Here is a 15,327-nt window from a genome sequence, read left to right on the forward strand (position 1 = left end):
GGGCCGACCCGCCCGCTCCTGCCCTCCCGGCAAGCATCCGGGAGGGCAGCCGTCTGCCGGCTCACCCGATGTCCGGCGGATCGATCCGCACCCGAACCGCCTCCCCGCCCGCGCCCCCGCTCCCGCTCCCCCGCGCCATCCGGGCGGCCTGAGCCGACTTCAGGGCGGCGGCGAGCGCCGCTCCACTCCCCGGCGGCACCCGTACCAGCGCCCGCTCCCAGTGCTCCCCGGGCGGCGGCGCACCCGCCCGCCGAGGCGCCCCGGCCCGCACCACGGGCACCGGAACCGGCCCCAACACCTCCGCGTCCGGCGGCAGTTCGGCCGTACCGAGGAACTCGGCGAGCGCCTCCGCCGTCCCCGAAACCGCCGCCATCCGCGACACCGGCGGAAACCCCAGCTCCGCCCGCTCGGCGAGCTCCCGCACCGCGTGCCCGACCGGATCCCACCGCACCAGCGCCTGCACGGGCCGCAGCGTCGGCTCCGCGACGACGACCACGGTCCCCCCGTCCGCCTGCGGCCGCACCAGCGCCCCCGCCGCGATCCACCGGCGCAGCGCGTCCTCACCGGCCCGCAGGTCGGGCCGCCCGAGCATCGCCCAGCCGTCCAGCAGCAGGGCCGCCGCGTAGCCGCCCTCGGCGACCGGCTCGGCGCCCGGTGTGCTCACGACCAGTGCGGGCGTCCCCGGCACGGTGTCCAGCACCTGCTCGCGTCCCGAGGTCCGTACGGGGACGGCGGGAAAGGCCCGTCCCAGCTCCTCGGCGGTCCGCCGGGCGCCGACCACCTGGGCGCGCAGCCGGAAGCCGCCGCACTCGGGGCAGTGCCAGTCGCTCTCCGACCGCCCGCACCACCCGCACTGCAGCGCCCCGGCGTCCCGCGCCTCCAGCGGACCGGCACAGTGCCGGCAGCGCGCCGGCGCCCGGCACTGGGCGCAGGCCATCCGTGGCACATACCCCCGCCGGGGCACCTGCACCAGCACCGGCCCGTGCCGCAGTCCGTCCCGGACGGCCTGCCAGGCGAGCGTCGGCAGCCGGGCGGCGCGCGCGGCCTCGTCCCGCGCGAGGTCCCCGTCCCCGACCGTCCGCACCAGCGGCGCGGCCAGCCGCACCTGCTCCCTGCCCGCCACCAGGGGCCGCGCCCAGCCGGTCTCGACGAGCTGCGCGGCCTCCACCGTGCAGCTCCAACTCCCGAGCAGGAACCCGCACTTGTCGAGAGCCGCACGCAACAGCAGCACATCCCGCGCATGCGGCTGCGGCGCGTGCTGCTCGCTGTGGCTGTCGTCCCCGTCGTCCCAGATCGCGACGAGCCCGAGATCCCGCACGGGCGCGAACATGGCCGCCCGCGTCCCCACGACGGCCCGAACCGACCCGCGGCTGACGGCGAGCCACTGCGCGTACCGCTTCTCGGGCCCCGCGTCCGCCGTGAGCAGCGCATGCCGCCCTTCGCCCAGCACACCGGTCAGCGCGGCGTCGACCCGCGCGGCGGCCCGCCCGTCCGGTACGACCACGAGCGCGCCGCGTCCCGAGGCGAGCGTGGCGGCGACGGACCGGGCGATCTCCTCGCTCCACCCGGGCCCCGGCAGGGCGTTCCACACGGCGCGCGGTGCGCCGCCGGAGGCCAGCGACTCGATGAAGGCGGCCCCGTGCTCGTACCGCGACCAGCTTCCGGCGCCCGGCGCGGGCGGCGGCGGCAGCGGGTCGGGCGAGGGCCGCTTCTCGGCCCGCGCGCTGCGCGGCGGCACGGCCAGCTGCAGCACGTCCGCGAGGCTCCCCGCGTACCGGTCGGCGACCGCGCGTGCGAGCCGCAGCAGTTCCTCGCTCAGCACCGGCTCGGGCGACACCACCTGGGCCAGCGCGGCCAGCGGACCCGAGTAGTCGGACTCGGCGAGCCGCTCGACCAGGAACCCGTCGATGAGCCCTCCGCCCTCGCGGCGCCCGTCCCGCACCCGGTGCCGCCCGGCCCCGAACCGCACCCGCACCCGCACCCCCGGCTGCGCCTCGGCGTCCAGCTCGGCGGGGACGGCGTAGTCGAAGTAGCGGTCGAGGTGGAGCACGCCCTTGTCCACGAGCACTCGCGCGACCGGCAACCGCTCGGCCAGCGCGGCCCCCCGCCAGGTCCGCGGCTTGGCCCGGGGCGCCGTGGCTCCCCGCACGCTCTCCCGAATGAGCGCGAGCTGCTCCGGCGGCGCCCCTCCGGCACCGCCGCCCCCCTGCCCGTTCTCGCTGCTCACCCTTGCATTCTTACCAAACGTCACTGACAACCGGCGCCGCCCGAGTTCACTCCGGCCGCGGAACGCCGTGACGGCATTCTTCTGCCTTGGGCCACTCGGCCATACCGGTCTGGAACCGGCAGCAGGATTCGAACCTGCGTGGGCATCGCCCGGAAGAGAAGGATCCGAGGCCCGCACACCGGGCGGCGCCGGTTTCCCGAGGTCAGTCCGGCAACGGTCGAAACACACCAGCTTCACCGCGCGCCCGTGGGCACACTCCACGGAAGTAACCGCGGCCATCGCACCGGGACGACGTCACCGTACTGATCATCCCGTCCCGTCGGCCAGCCGTTTTCCACAGCCCCCGGACACGCCGAGGCCCGGCTCCGCCGAAAGGGAGCCGGGCCTCGCACCAGGTGGTCGCGGGGTCAGAGACCCGCGGCCGCGCGCAGGGCGTCCACGCGGTCCGTGCGCTCCCAGGTGAAGTCCGGGAGCTCGCGGCCGAAGTGGCCGTACGCGGCGGTCTGGGCGTAGATCGGGCGGAGCAGGTCGAGGTCGCGGATGATGGCGGCCGGACGCAGGTCGAAGACCTCGTCGATGGCCTTCTCGATCTTCTCGTGGTCGATCTTGGCCGTGCCGAAGGTCTCGACGAAGAGACCGACGGGCTCGGCCTTGCCGATCGCGTAGGCGACCTGGACCTCGCAGCGGGCGGCCAGGCCGGCGGCGACGACGTTCTTGGCGACCCAGCGCATGGCGTAGGCGGCCGAGCGGTCGACCTTGGACGGGTCCTTGCCGGAGAAGGCTCCGCCGCCGTGGCGGGCCATGCCGCCGTAGGTGTCGATGATGATCTTGCGGCCGGTCAGGCCGGCGTCGCCCATCGGGCCGCCGATCTCGAAGCGGCCGGTCGGGTTGACCAGCAGACGGTAGTTCTCGGTGTCGAGCTTGATGCCGTCGTCCAGCAGCGCCTTCAGCTCCGGCTCCACGACGAACTCGCGGATGTCGGGGGCGAGCAGCGACTCCAGGTCGATGTCGGAGGCGTGCTGGCTGGAGACCACGACCGTGTCGAGGCGGACGGCCTTGTCGCCGTCGTACTCGATGGTGACCTGCGTCTTGCCGTCGGGGCGCAGGTAGGGGATGGTGCCGTTCTTGCGGACCTCGGAGAGGCGCTTGGAGAGGCGGTGCGCCAGGAAGATCGGGAGCGGCATCAGCGTCGGCGTCTCGTCCGTCGCGTAGCCGAACATCAGGCCCTGGTCGCCGGCGCCCTGCTTGTCGAGCTCGTCCTCGTCGCCCTCGACCCGCTTCTCGTACGCCGTGTCCACGCCCTGGGCGATGTCCGGGGACTGCGCGCCGATCGAGACCGAGACGCCGCAGGAAGCGCCGTCGAAGCCCTTCTTCGAGGAGTCGTAGCCGATCTCCAGGATCTTGTTGCGGACCAGCGTCGCGATGTCCGCGTACGTCTTGGTCGTGACCTCGCCGGCCACGTGCACCAGGCCGGTGGTGATCAGCGTCTCGACGGCGACCCGGGAGGTCGGGTCCTCGCGCAGGAGCGCGTCGAGAATGGTGTCGCTGATCTGGTCAGCGATCTTGTCGGGGTGACCCTCGGTCACGGACTCCGAGGTGAACAGGCGACGGGACACAACGCTCCCTGGGGTTGCAGCGGCTGCTGTCTGATCATTGGCGGACGACACGGGGGCTGCACCCGGGCGTCGTCCGAGAACAGTTTATCGGTCGCACTCGGCCGCCGGCCCACCTGTCTCGACACTCGGAAGTGCTGTGACCTGCGGCACGGGCATTCTGCCCAATGGTCGGCGGCCTTGACCAGAGCCCCTGCACCGCAATGTCGCGTCCGGGAAAGTTGACATATGGCTGAAATAAGTTAACCCAAACGGGCCGCCACCAGGTCCCAGACGGTGTCGGCGAGAGCCTCCTTCGGCCCGTGCGGCACCGGGGTCTCACTGCCGTCGGCGCCGAGCACCACGGCCTCGTTCTCCTCGGAGCCGAAGGTCTTGCGCTCCCCCACCTCGTTCACCACGAGCAGGTCGCAGCCCTTGCGTGCCAGCTTGGTCCGGCCGTTGGCGAGGACGTCGTCGGTCTCGGCGGCGAAGCCGACGATCACCTGTCCGGACCGCGCCCGGTCGGCCGAGATCTCCGCGAGGATGTCCGGATTCCGCACCAGGACGATCGGCTCCGGATCCTGGCCGTCCTTCTTCTTGATCTTCCCGGCCGCGTAGACCGCGGGGCGGAAGTCGGCGACGGCGGCGGCCATCACCACCGCGTCGGCGTCGGCGGCCGCCTTCAGCACCGCCTCCCGCAGCTGTACCGCCGTACCGACCGGGACGACGTCCACGCCGGCCGGGTCGGGCAGTCCTGCGGTGTTCGCGGCGACCAGCGTCACCCGGGCGCCCCGCGCGGCGGCCGTGCGGGCGAGGGCGTAGCCCTGCTTGCCGGAGGAGCGGTTGCCGAGGAAGCGGACCGGGTCGAGGGGCTCGCGGGTGCCGCCGGCGGAGACGACGACGTGGCGGCCGGCCAGGTCGGGCTCCGTCACTCCTCTCGCGAGGACGCGGCGGCAGGCCTCGAAGATCTCCGCCGGGTCGGGGAGGCGGCCCTTGCCGGTGTCGACGCCGGTGAGGCGGCCGACCGCCGGGTCGATCACGACGGCGCCGCGGCGGCGCAGCGTGGCCACGTTCTCCTGGGTGGCCGGGTGCTCCCACATCTCCGTGTGCATCGCGGGGGCGAAGACGACCGGGCAGCGGGCGGTGAGGAGGGTGTTGGTGAGCAGGTCGTCGGCGAGGCCGTGGGCCGCCTTGGCGAGCATGTCGGCGGTGGCGGGGGCGACGACGACCAGGTCGGCGTGCTGGCCGATCCGGACGTGCGGGACCTCCTCGACGTGGTCCCAGACCTCGGTGGAGACCGGGTTGCCGGAGAGGGCGGACCAGGTCGCGGCGCCGACGAAGTGCAGCGCGGAGGCGGTGGGCACGACGCGGACGTCGTGGCCCGACTCCGTGAACCTCCTCAGCAGCTCACAGGCCTTGTACGCGGCGATGCCGCCGCTGACCCCCAGCACGACCTTCGGCTTGCCCACCGGGCCTCCACTCGTCGAATCCATGACGCCATCACACACCACAGGCCCGGCAGTCGGCTGCCGGGCCTGTGGATAAGTCAACTGCAATACGAAAGTACTACTGCGCCGGACCCTCGATGGCCTCGGAGGTCAGCAGACCCGCGTTGATCTCGCGCAGGGCGATGGAGAGCGGCTTCTCGTGGACGTGGGTGTCGACCAGCGGACCGACGTACTCGAGGAGACCCTCGCCGAGCTGCGAATAGTACGCGTTGATCTGGCGGGCACGCTTGGCCGCGTAGATCACGAGGCTGTACTTCGAGTCGGTGGCCTCGAGGAGCTCGTCGATCGGAGGGTTGATGATGCCCTCGGGCGCGGTGATGGAAGAGGACACGCTCTGCCTTCCGATGGATGGGAAAGATTCAGTCTGAATGATCAGCAACGATCACACAACGTCCATCAAGGCTAGCAGCTCGCGCGCCACGTCCTTGACAGAGGTGTTGACCAGGGTTTCGTCGAACTCCGGCTCGGCCGCGAGCTCGACCTTGGCCGCGTCCAGACGCCTCTCGATCACCTCGGGCGCCTCGGTGCCGCGGCCGGTGAGCCTGCGCACCAGTTCCTCCCAGGAAGGAGGGGCCAGGAACACCAGCCGGCCCTCCGGCATGGTCTCGCGGACCTGCCGGGCGCCCTGGAGGTCGATCTCCAGGAGGACCGGTACGCCGGACTCCAGGTGCTCCAGTACCGCGGCGCGCGGGGTGCCGTAGCGGTTGCCGGCGAATTCGGCCCACTCCAGGAGCTCGCCGTTGGCGATCAGTTTGTCCATCTCCTCGTCGGAGACGAAGAAGTAGTGGACCCCGTGCTTCTCGCCGGGGCGGGGCTTGCGCGTGGTCGCCGACACCGAGAGCCAGACCTCGGGGTGTTCCTTGCGCATATGGGCGACGACCGTGCTCTTGCCGACCCCGGAGGGGCCGGAGAGCACGGTCAGCCGCGGACGATCGTCCGGGGGCTCGGGGGTCGTCCCCCGGAATGTTGCAGCCATGCAGCGATTATTCCAGCAATCGCAGGCCGTCCGGGACGGCCCTCCCGGACGGCCCCGTGATCAGGAGCCGGTGCTGCCGAACTCGCGCTCCAGGGAGGCGATCTGGTTGGAACCGAGCCCACGCACGCGGCGGCTCTCGGAGATCCCGAGTCGCTCCATGATCTGCTTGGCGCGGACCTTGCCCACGCCCGGCAGGGACTCGAGCAGGGCGGAGACCTTCATCTTGCCGATGACGTCGTTTTCCTGGCCCTGCTTGATGACCTCGTGAAGAGAGGCGCCGGAGTGCTTGAGTCGATTCTTGACCTCGGCCCGCTCCCGGCGAGCCGCGGCGGCCTTTTCGAGCGCGGCTGCGCGCTGTTCAGGGGTAAGGGGCGGAAGAGCCACGCCTACGTCACCTCGGATGTCGAACTGTCGGATACGGACCGGTGAGGAACCTAGTCGCCCCACACCTGGGGAGCTACGAGCAACACGCTTGCCCGTTGACTCTGCTCGGAGACTAGCGGGCAAGTCCGCCGGAGTCAGCGAGAACAGCGGAAAAGTCCTGGTCAGCCTCCGTCAGGCCAGACATTTCAGACATACTGCCCCGGATTTGAGGATGTATTCACGATCGGGCAGTCGCCGAAGTGCTCGCCGGAGCAGTCGTCGGAGTCCCTTCGGAGCCCTCACCGACCTGCGACGACATCCCGGATCTCGCCCGCGAACCGCTCCGCGGCCGCCCGCAGGGCCCCGACATCGGGACCGTGACGCAAAACACCTCGGCTCACGTTTGGAACCACGTTGCGCACCGAAGCCCCGAAGACCGTGGGAAGGTCGGCCGCCGTCGCCCCCTGCGCACCGACGCCCGGCGCGAGGAGCGGACCGTTGATGTCGAGGTCGTACGACGACAGGTCGCCGACCGTGGCACCGACGACGGCGCCGAAGGAACCCAGCGGCTCCTCCCCCGCGTTCTCGGCGGCGAGATGGGCCAGCACGGTCGCGCCGACCGTCCGCCCGTCGGCGCGCACGGCGTGCTGCACCTCGGGGCCCTCCGGATTGGAGGTGAGGGCCAGCACGAACAGGCCGGCCCCGCTCTCCCGGGCCAGCGCGACGGCCGGGCTGAGCGAGCCGTAGCCGAGGTACGGGGAGACGGTCAGGGCGTCCGAGAACAGCGGGGCGTCCTTGCTCAGGAAGGCCTCCGCGTACCCGGCCATGGTCGAGCCGATGTCGCCGCGCTTGGCGTCCATGACCACCAGCGTCCCGGCCGCCCGCGCCTCCTCCACCACCCGCTCCAGCACGGCGATTCCGCGCGAGCCGAACCGCTCGAAGAACGCGCTCTGCGGCTTCATCACGGCGACCCGGTCGGCCACCGCCTCGACGACGGTACGGCTGAACCGCTCCAGGCCCGCCACGTCGTCGTTCAGACCCCACTCGGAGAGCAGCGAGGCGTGCGGGTCGATACCGACGCACAGCGGACCGCGCTCGTCCATCACGCGGCGCAGCCGTGCGCCGAAGGGCTCCAGCGGGCTCATACGGGCTTCCTCACGTCGGCGCCGACCGCGTCGGCGAGGGTGGCGTACGGGCTGGTGCGCAGACGTGCCGCGAGGCCCTTGTGGATCGCGCGGCCCCAGAAGGGGCCCTGGTAGATGAAGGCGCTGTAGCCCTGGACCAGCGTGGCACCGGCCAGGATGCGCTGCCAGGCGTCCTCGGCGTCCTCGACACCTCCGACGCCGACCAGGGTGATCCGGTCGCCCACGCGCGCGTACAGCCGCCGCAGGACCTCCAGGGAGCGCGCCTTGAGCGGCGCCCCGGAGAGCCCCCCGGTCTCCTTCACCAGGGCGGGATCCGACCGCAGCCCGAGCCCCTCGCGAGCGATCGTGGTGTTGGTGGCGATGATCCCGTCCAGACCCAGCTCCACGGCCAGGTCCGCGACGGCGTCGACGTCCTCGTCGGCGAGGTCCGGTGCGATCTTGACCAGGAGCGGCACCCGCCGGTGCGCCACCACGCGGTCGGCGGCCTCGCGCACGGCCGTCAGCAGCGGACGGAGGTGATCGACGGCCTGGAGGTTGCGCAGGCCGGGCGTGTTCGGCGACGACACGTTCACGACCAGGTAGTCCGCGTACGGCGCGAGCCGCTCGGCCGACTTCACGTAGTCGCCGACGGCCTCGGCCTCCGGTACGACCTTGGTCTTGCCGATGTTGACGCCCACGACGGTCCTGAACACGGCCTCACGGGTCGCCAGCCGCGCGGCCACGGTCAGCGAGCCGTCGTTGTTGAACCCCATCCGGTTGATCAGCGCCCGGTCGCCGACGAGCCGGAACAGCCGCTTCTTGGGATTACCGGGCTGCGCCTCACCCGTCACGGTCCCGATCTCGACATGGTCGAACCCGAGCATCGACATCCCGTCGATCGCGACGGCGTTCTTGTCGAACCCGGCGGCGAGCCCGAAGGGCCCGTGCATCCGCAGCCCGAAGGCCTCGGTGCGCAGCTCCTTGTAGCGGGGAGCCAGGGCAGCCGCAATGAAGGTGCGCAGCACCGGGACACGGGCGGCAAGCCGGATCCAGCGGAAGGCGAGATGGTGGGCGGCTTCGGGATCCATCCGCCGGAAGACGAGCTGGAAGAAGATCTTGTACATCAGTGGTCCTCGTACGGAAGGGGGACGCCGTCTCCGGAGTCCCCCCTCAGTGGAGCGCCCCCAAGGGGCGCGGGGAACTGCGCGACCGGCCACAACCGGCCCGCAGCCTCGCTACCCTCTTAGTCCCTCGCCGCCGTCAAACGCTCCGCATGCTCCTGGAGCGACCGCACGCCCACATCCCCATGATTGAGCGCGTCAATGCCCTGCACAGCCGCCGCCAGCGCCTGCACGGTCGTCAGACACGGCACCGACCGGGCCACCGCGGCCGTCCGGATCTCGTACCCGTCCAGGCGACCCCCGGTGCCGTACGGCGTGTTGACGATGAGGTCCACCTCGCCGTCGTGGACGAGCTGCACGATCGTCCTCTCGCCGTTGGGGCCGACCCCCTCCGACTGCTTGCGGACGACGGTCGCGTTGATGCCGTTGCGCTTGAGCACCTCGGCCGTGCCGGAGGTGGCCAGCAGCTCGAAGCCGTGGGCGACCAGCTCGCGCGCCGGGAAGATCATGGAGCGCTTGTCGCGGTTGGCGACGGAGATGAACGCGCGGCCCTTGGTCGGCAGCGGCCCGTACGCCCCCGCCTGCGACTTGGCGTACGCCGTGCCGAAGACCGAGTCGATGCCCATGACCTCGCCCGTGGAGCGCATCTCCGGGCCCAGGACCGTGTCCACGCCCCGCCCGTGGATGTCGCGGAACCGCGACCACGGCATGACCGCCTCCTTCACGGAGATCGGCGCGTCGAACGGCAGCTCGCCGCCGTCGCCGCGGGCCGGCAGCAGCCCCTCGGCGCGCAGTTCGGCGACGGTCGCGCCCAGCGAGATCCGGGCGGCGGCCTTCGCCAGCGGCACCGCGGTCGCCTTCGAGGTGAAGGGCACGGTACGGGAGGCGCGCGGGTTGGCTTCGAGGACGTAGAGGATGTCCCCGGCCATCGCGAACTGGATGTTGATCAGACCGCGTACGCCGACCCCGCGCGCGATGGCCTCGGTCGAGGCGCGCAGCCGCTTGATGTCGAAGCCGCCGAGCGTGATCGGGGGCAGGGCGCACGCCGAGTCGCCGGAGTGGATGCCGGCCTCCTCGATGTGCTCCATGACACCGCCGAGGTACAGCTCCTCGCCGTCGTAGAGCGCGTCCACGTCGATCTCGATGGCGTCGTCCAGGAACCGGTCGACGAGGACCGGCCGGGTGGGGCTGATCTCGGTGGACTCGGCGATGTACGCCGCCAGCCGGGTCTCGTCGTAGACGATCTCCATGCCGCGCCCGCCGAGGACGTACGACGGGCGGACGAGCACCGGGTAGCCGATCTCGTCGGCGATGGCCTTGGCCTCGGCGAAGGTGGTCGCCGTGCCGTGCTTGGGGGCCGGCAGGCCCGCCTCCGCGAGGACCCGGCCGAAGGCGCCCCGGTCCTCGGCGGCGTGGATCGCCTCGGGCGAGGTGCCGACGATCGGCACGCCGTTGTCCTTGAGCGCCTGGGACAGGCCCAGCGGGGTCTGGCCGCCCAGCTGCACGACCACGCCCGCGACCGGTCCGGCCTGCTGCTCGGCGTGCACGATCTCCAGCACGTCCTCCAGCGTCAGCGGCTCGAAGTAGAGCCGGTCGGAGGTGTCGTAGTCGGTGGAGACGGTCTCCGGGTTGCAGTTGACCATGACCGTCTCGTAGCCCGCGTCGCTCAGGGCGAAGGACGCGTGCACGCACGAGTAGTCGAACTCGATGCCCTGGCCGATGCGGTTGGGACCGGAGCCCAGGATGATGACGGCCGGCTTCTCGCGCGGCGCGACCTCGGTCTCCTCGTCGTAGGAGGAGTAGAAGTACGGCGTCTTCGCGGCGAACTCGGCGGCGCAGGTGTCGACCGTCTTGTAGACCGGGCGCACGCCCAGCGCGTGCCGGACTTCGCGCACCACGTCCTCGCGCAGGCCGCGGATCTCGGAGATCTGCTGGTCGGAGAAGCCGTGCCGCTTGGCCTCGGCGAGCAGGTCGGCGGTCAGCTCCGGCGCCCCGGCCAGCTCGTCGGCGATCTCCTTGATCAGGAAGAGCTGGTCGACGAACCACGGGTCGATCTTCGTGAACTCGAAGACCTCCTCGGGGGTGGCGCCCGCACGGATGGCCTGCATGACGGTGTTGATCCGGCCGTCGGTGGGCCGTACCGCCTCGTGCAGCAGCGCCTGCTTGTCACCGGGCTCGCCGACGAAGGTGAACTGGCTGCCCTTCTTCTCCAGCGAGCGCAGCGCCTTCTGGAAGGCCTCGGGGAAGTTGCGGCCGATGGCCATCGCCTCGCCGACCGACTTCATGGTGGTGGTCAGCGTGGAGTCGGCCTGCGGGAACTTCTCGAACGCGAAGCGGGGGGCCTTGACCACCACGTAGTCGAGCGTGGGCTCGAAGGAGGCCGGAGTCTCCTGCGTGATGTCGTTGGGGATTTCGTCCAGGGTGTAGCCGACGGCCAGCTTCGCCGCGATCTTCGCGATCGGGAAGCCGGTCGCCTTGGAGGCGAGCGCCGAGGACCGCGAGACGCGCGGGTTCATCTCGATGACGATGACCCGGCCGTCCTCGGGGTTGACCGCGAACTGGATGTTGCAGCCGCCGGTGTCGACGCCGACCTCGCGGATGACGGCGATGCCGATGTCGCGCAGGATCTGGTACTCGCGGTCGGTCAGCGTCATCGCGGGCGCGACGGTGATCGAGTCACCGGTGTGCACGCCCATGGGGTCGAAGTTCTCGATGGAGCAGACGACCACGACGTTGTCGTGCTTGTCGCGCATCAGCTCCAGCTCGTACTCCTTCCAGCCGAGGATGGACTCCTCCAGGAGCACCTCGGTGGTCGGGGAGAGCGTGAGGCCCTGGCCGGCGATGCGGCGCAGCTCCTGCTCGTCGTGGGCGAAGCCGGAACCGGCGCCGCCCATGGTGAAGGAGGGGCGGACGACGACCGGGTAGCCGCCCAGCTCGTCGACGCCCGCGAGGACCTCGTCCATGGAGTGGCAGATGACGGACTTGGCGGACTCGCCGTACCCGATCTTCTTGCGGACCTCCTCCACGACCACCTTGAAGAGGTCGCGGTCCTCGCCCTTGTTGATGGCTTCGACGTTGGCGCCGATCAGTTCGACGCCGTACTTGGCCAGGACGCCGTTCTCGTCGAGCGAGATCGCGGTGTTCAGGGCCGTCTGGCCGCCCAGGGTGGGCAGCAGGGCGTCGGGGCGCTCCTTGGCGATGATCTTCTCGACGAACTCCGGGGTGATCGGCTCGACGTAGGTCGCGTCGGCGATCTCCGGGTCGGTCATGATCGTCGCCGGGTTGGAGTTGACCAGGATGACCCTGAGGCCCTCGGCGCGCAGCACGCGGCAGGCCTGGGTGCCGGAGTAGTCGAACTCGGCGGCCTGGCCGATGACGATCGGGCCGGAGCCGATGACCAGGACGGACTGGATATCGGTGCGCTTAGGCACGCTGGCCCTCCATCAGGGAAACGAAGCGGTCGAACAGGTAGGCGGCGTCGTGCGGGCCTGCCGCCGCTTCGGGGTGGTACTGGACGGAGAAGGCCGGCTGGTCGAGCAGCTGCAGCCCCTCCACGACGTCGTCGTTCAGGCAGACGTGGGAGACCTCGGCGCGGCCGAACTTCGTGTCGCTGACCTTGTCGAGCGGCGCGTCGACGGCGAAGCCGTGGTTGTGGGCGGTGACCTCGACCTTGCCGGTCGTACGGTCCTGGACCGGCTGGTTGATGCCCCGGTGGCCGTACTTCAGCTTGTAGGTGCCGAAGCCGAGCGCGCGGCCGAGGATCTGGTTGCCGAAGCAGATGCCGAAGAGCGGGGTCTTGCGCTCCAGGACGGCGCTCATCAGCGCCACCGGGCCGTCGGCCGTGGCCGGGTCGCCGGGGCCGTTGGAGAAGAACACGCCGTCCGGGGAGACGGCGTACACGTCGTCCTCGGTGGCGGTCGCGGGCAGCACGTGCACCTCGATGCCGCGCTCGGCCATCCGCTGCGGGGTCATGCCCTTGATGCCGAGGTCGATGGCGGCGACGGTGAACCGCTTCTCGCCGACCGCGGGGACGACGTACGCCTCCTTGGTGGCGACCTCCTCGTACAGCGAGGCGCCCTTCATGTGCGGCTGGGCCTGCACGCGCGCGAGGAGCTCGGCGTCGGAGGCGATCGTCTCGCCCGAGAAGATGCCGGAGCGCATGGAGCCGCGCTCGCGGAGGTGGCGGGTGAGGGCGCGGGTGTCGATCCCGGAGATGCCGACCACGCCCTGCGCGACCAGTTCCGCGTCCAGCGAACGCTTGGCGCGCCAGTTGGAGGGCACGCGCGCGGGGTCGCGCACGACGTAGCCGGAGACCCAGATGCGGCTGGACTCGTCGTCCTCGTCGTTCCACCCCGTGTTGCCGATCTGCGGGGCGGTGGCGACCACGATCTGGCGGTCGTACGACGGGTCGGTCAGGGTCTCCTGGTAGCCGGTCATGCCGGTGGAGAACACGGCCTCGCCGAAGGTCTCCCCCACGGCCCCGTAGGCGCGGCCACGGAAGATCCGGCCGTCCTCCAGGACGAGTACGGCGGGAACCTTGCCGGTTCCCCTGGTGGAGGTCGTCATCGTTCGGCGCCTTCCGTGCTGGGTGTCTTGATCATGGAGTTGAGAGCTTCGACCCACTCGGCGTGCTCGGCCGCCTGGTCGGAGCGGAAGCCGGAGTCGATCAGCCGGTCGCCGAGCTGCCAGGTCACCACGAGGAGTCCGCCCTCGGTGAGGACCTTGCCCGCGATGCCCTTGCCGAGCAGGGCCTCGCGGAGCGCGGCGGCGGGGATGAAGAAGTCGGTCGCGCCGGGGCGTACGACGTCCAGGCCCGCGTCGGTCAGGGTGAGCTCGACCCGGCTGCGGGAGCCGAGGCCGCGGGCCACGATGCGGTCCAGCCACTGCCCGGCGGTGGTGGAGCCGTGGTAGCGGCCGCTCATCGTCAGTTTCACGGCACCGGGGTCGTCCGGCGCGCTGGGCAGCTCGGGCAGGTCACCCTGGAGGGTGCCGCGCCACTTCCAGCCCTCGCGCATCAGCCAGTAGACGAGCGCGACGAAGAGGGCGAGGCCGACCAGCCAGCCGATGCGGGCGGACCAGTCGGTGACCGCGGCCGACTTCTTCTCGTCGGCCAGCAGGATCAGAGGTGTCACGTCAGCTTCCCGTCCACGAGCGTCGCCTTGCCCCGCAGCCACGTGTGGGTGACACGGCCCGGCAGCTCGCGTCCCTCGTACGGGGTGTTGCGGCTGCGCGAGGCGAAGCCCGCGGGGTCCACCAGGCCACGGTATTCCGTGTCGACGAGGGTGAGGTTGGCGGGCTCGCCTGCCGAGACGGGACGGCCGTGACCGGCGGCCTGTCCGATCCGCGCGGGCTTGACGGACATGCGGTCGGCGACGCCGGCCCAGGTCAGCAGGCCCGTGTCCACCATGGTCTCCTGCACCACCGACAGCGCGGTCTCCAGGCCGACCATCCCCATGGCGGCCGCGGCCCACTCGCAGTCCTTGTCCTCGTGCGGGTGCGGGGCGTGGTCGGTGGCGACGATGTCGATCGTGCCGTCCGCGAGGGCCTCGCGCAGCGCCAGGACGTCCCGTTCGGTGCGCAGCGGCGGGTTGACCTTGTAGACCGGGTTGTACGAGCGCACCAGCTCGTCGGTGAGGAGCAGGTGGTGCGGGGTGACCTCGGCGGTGACGTCGATGCCCCGGGACTTGGCCCAGCGCACGATCTCGACGGAGCCGGCGGTCGAGAGGTGGCAGATGTGGACACGGGAGCCGACGTGCTCGGCGAGCAGCACGTCGCGCGCGATGATCGACTCCTCGGCGACCGCGGGCCAGCCCCCCAGCCCCAGCTCGGCCGAGACGACGCCCTCGTTCATCTGGGCGCCCTCGGTCAGCCGCGGCTCCTGGGCGTGCTGGGCGACGACCCCGCCGAAGGCCTTCACGTACTCCAGGGCGCGGCGCATGATCACGGCGTCGTCGACACACTTGCCGTCGTCGGAGAAGACGGTGACCCCGGCGGCCGACTCGTGCATGGCGCCGAGCTCGGCGAGCTTCCTGCCCTCCAGGCCGACGGTGACCGCGCCGATGGGCTGCACGTCGCAGTAGCCGTGGTCCCGGCCGAGCCGGTAGACCTGCTCGACGACGCCGGCGGTGTCGGCGACCGGGAAGGTGTTGGCCATGGCGAAGACGGCCGTGTAGCCGCCGCTCGCGGCCGCGCGGGTGCCGGTGAGGACGGTCTCGGAGTCCTCGCGCCCCGGCTCGCGCAGGTGGGTGTGCAGGTCGACCAGGCCGGGCAGCAGCACCTTGCCGGCCGCCTCGACGACCTCGGCGCCCTCGGCCTCCGGGATCACGCCCACCTCGGCGATCGTCTCGCCGTCGATCAGGACGTCCTGCGGCTCACCGCCGAGCACCTTCGCACCACGGATCAGGATCTTGCTCATG

12 protein-coding genes and 1 pseudogene are annotated in these 15,327 nt (G+C 71.4%); all 13 read right to left on the bottom strand.

Annotated elements, in window-relative coordinates; translation table 11 throughout:
• Positions 1-61: 61 nt before the first annotated feature.
• Positions 62-2,227, bottom strand: coding sequence for a primosomal protein N' (locus tag ACFY6U_RS45185; RefSeq protein WP_390047982.1), 2,166 nt, complete (start codon positions 2,225-2,227; stop codon positions 62-64).
• Between the two features lie 110 nt (positions 2,228-2,337).
• Positions 2,338-2,420 (bottom strand): annotated as a pseudogene (locus ACFY6U_RS45190).
• 214 nt (positions 2,421-2,634) lie between these two features.
• Positions 2,635-3,843, bottom strand: a complete 1,209-nt coding sequence (gene metK, locus ACFY6U_RS45195; protein ID WP_388920498.1) for a methionine adenosyltransferase — start codon at positions 3,841-3,843, stop codon at positions 2,635-2,637.
• A 239-nt stretch (positions 3,844-4,082) separates the two neighbouring features.
• Entirely contained in the window at positions 4,083-5,312 is a 1,230-nt protein-coding gene (coaBC, locus tag ACFY6U_RS45200) for a bifunctional phosphopantothenoylcysteine decarboxylase/phosphopantothenate--cysteine ligase CoaBC (RefSeq protein ID WP_390047984.1), read from the bottom strand.
• Positions 5,313-5,385: 73 nt separating this feature from the next.
• Positions 5,386-5,658 carry a DNA-directed RNA polymerase subunit omega gene (rpoZ, locus tag ACFY6U_RS45205; protein ID WP_005319902.1) on the bottom strand — a complete coding sequence of 91 codons (273 nt, stop codon included), beginning with the start codon at positions 5,656-5,658 and terminating at the stop codon, positions 5,386-5,388.
• Positions 5,659-5,709: 51 nt separating this feature from the next.
• Positions 5,710-6,303 carry a guanylate kinase gene (gene gmk / locus ACFY6U_RS45210; protein WP_351487795.1) on the bottom strand — a complete coding sequence of 198 codons (594 nt, stop codon included), beginning with the start codon at positions 6,301-6,303 and terminating at the stop codon, positions 5,710-5,712.
• A gap of 60 nt (positions 6,304-6,363) precedes the next feature.
• Entirely contained in the window at positions 6,364-6,687 is a 324-nt protein-coding gene (locus tag ACFY6U_RS45215; RefSeq protein ID WP_003977346.1) for an integration host factor, read from the bottom strand.
• 278 nt (positions 6,688-6,965) lie between these two features.
• Positions 6,966-7,811 (bottom strand): orotidine-5'-phosphate decarboxylase, encoded by an 846-nt coding sequence (gene pyrF, locus ACFY6U_RS45220; RefSeq protein WP_390047986.1) that lies wholly within the window; start codon positions 7,809-7,811, stop codon positions 6,966-6,968.
• Positions 7,808-8,914 (bottom strand): quinone-dependent dihydroorotate dehydrogenase, encoded by a 1,107-nt coding sequence (locus ACFY6U_RS45225; protein ID WP_390047988.1) that lies wholly within the window; start codon positions 8,912-8,914, stop codon positions 7,808-7,810. Before ACFY6U_RS45225 ends, pyrF begins: the two co-directional genes overlap by 4 nt.
• A gap of 119 nt (positions 8,915-9,033) precedes the next feature.
• Entirely contained in the window at positions 9,034-12,342 is a 3,309-nt protein-coding gene (carB, locus tag ACFY6U_RS45230; protein ID WP_390047990.1) for a carbamoyl-phosphate synthase large subunit, read from the bottom strand.
• Positions 12,335-13,477, bottom strand: a complete 1,143-nt coding sequence (gene carA, locus ACFY6U_RS45235) for a glutamine-hydrolyzing carbamoyl-phosphate synthase small subunit (RefSeq protein WP_390047992.1) — start codon at positions 13,475-13,477, stop codon at positions 12,335-12,337. The genes carB and carA overlap by 8 nt, the downstream gene beginning before the upstream one ends.
• On the bottom strand, positions 13,474-14,043 hold the full coding sequence (locus ACFY6U_RS45240) for a hypothetical protein (protein ID WP_390047994.1): 570 nt from the start codon (positions 14,041-14,043) through the stop codon (positions 13,474-13,476). Before ACFY6U_RS45240 ends, carA begins: the two co-directional genes overlap by 4 nt.
• Complete coding sequence (locus ACFY6U_RS45245; protein WP_390047996.1) at positions 14,040-15,326, bottom strand: dihydroorotase; 1,287 nt, start codon at positions 15,324-15,326, stop codon at positions 14,040-14,042. Before ACFY6U_RS45245 ends, ACFY6U_RS45240 begins: the two co-directional genes overlap by 4 nt.
• Between the last annotated feature and the right edge of the window lies 1 nt (position 15,327).

The sequence above is a fragment of the Streptomyces sp. NPDC013157 genome, from assembly GCF_042899865.1.
Taxonomy (GTDB): Bacteria; Actinomycetota; Actinomycetes; order Streptomycetales; family Streptomycetaceae; genus Streptomyces.

Coding starts and splice junctions, on each gene's coding strand:
- coaBC (WP_390047984.1), bottom strand. CDS start 5,312: ATGGATTCGACGAGTGGAGGCCCGGTGGGCAAGCCGAAGGTCGTGCTG.
- gmk (WP_351487795.1), bottom strand. CDS start 6,303: ATGGCTGCAACATTCCGGGGGACGACCCCCGAGCCCCCGGACGATCGT.
- pyrF (WP_390047986.1), bottom strand. CDS start 7,811: ATGAGCCCGCTGGAGCCCTTCGGCGCACGGCTGCGCCGCGTGATGGAC.
- ACFY6U_RS45225 (WP_390047988.1), bottom strand. CDS start 8,914: ATGTACAAGATCTTCTTCCAGCTCGTCTTCCGGCGGATGGATCCCGAA.
- carA (WP_390047992.1), bottom strand. CDS start 13,477: ATGACGACCTCCACCAGGGGAACCGGCAAGGTTCCCGCCGTACTCGTC.
- ACFY6U_RS45245 (WP_390047996.1), bottom strand. CDS start 15,326: ATGAGCAAGATCCTGATCCGTGGTGCGAAGGTGCTCGGCGGTGAGCCG.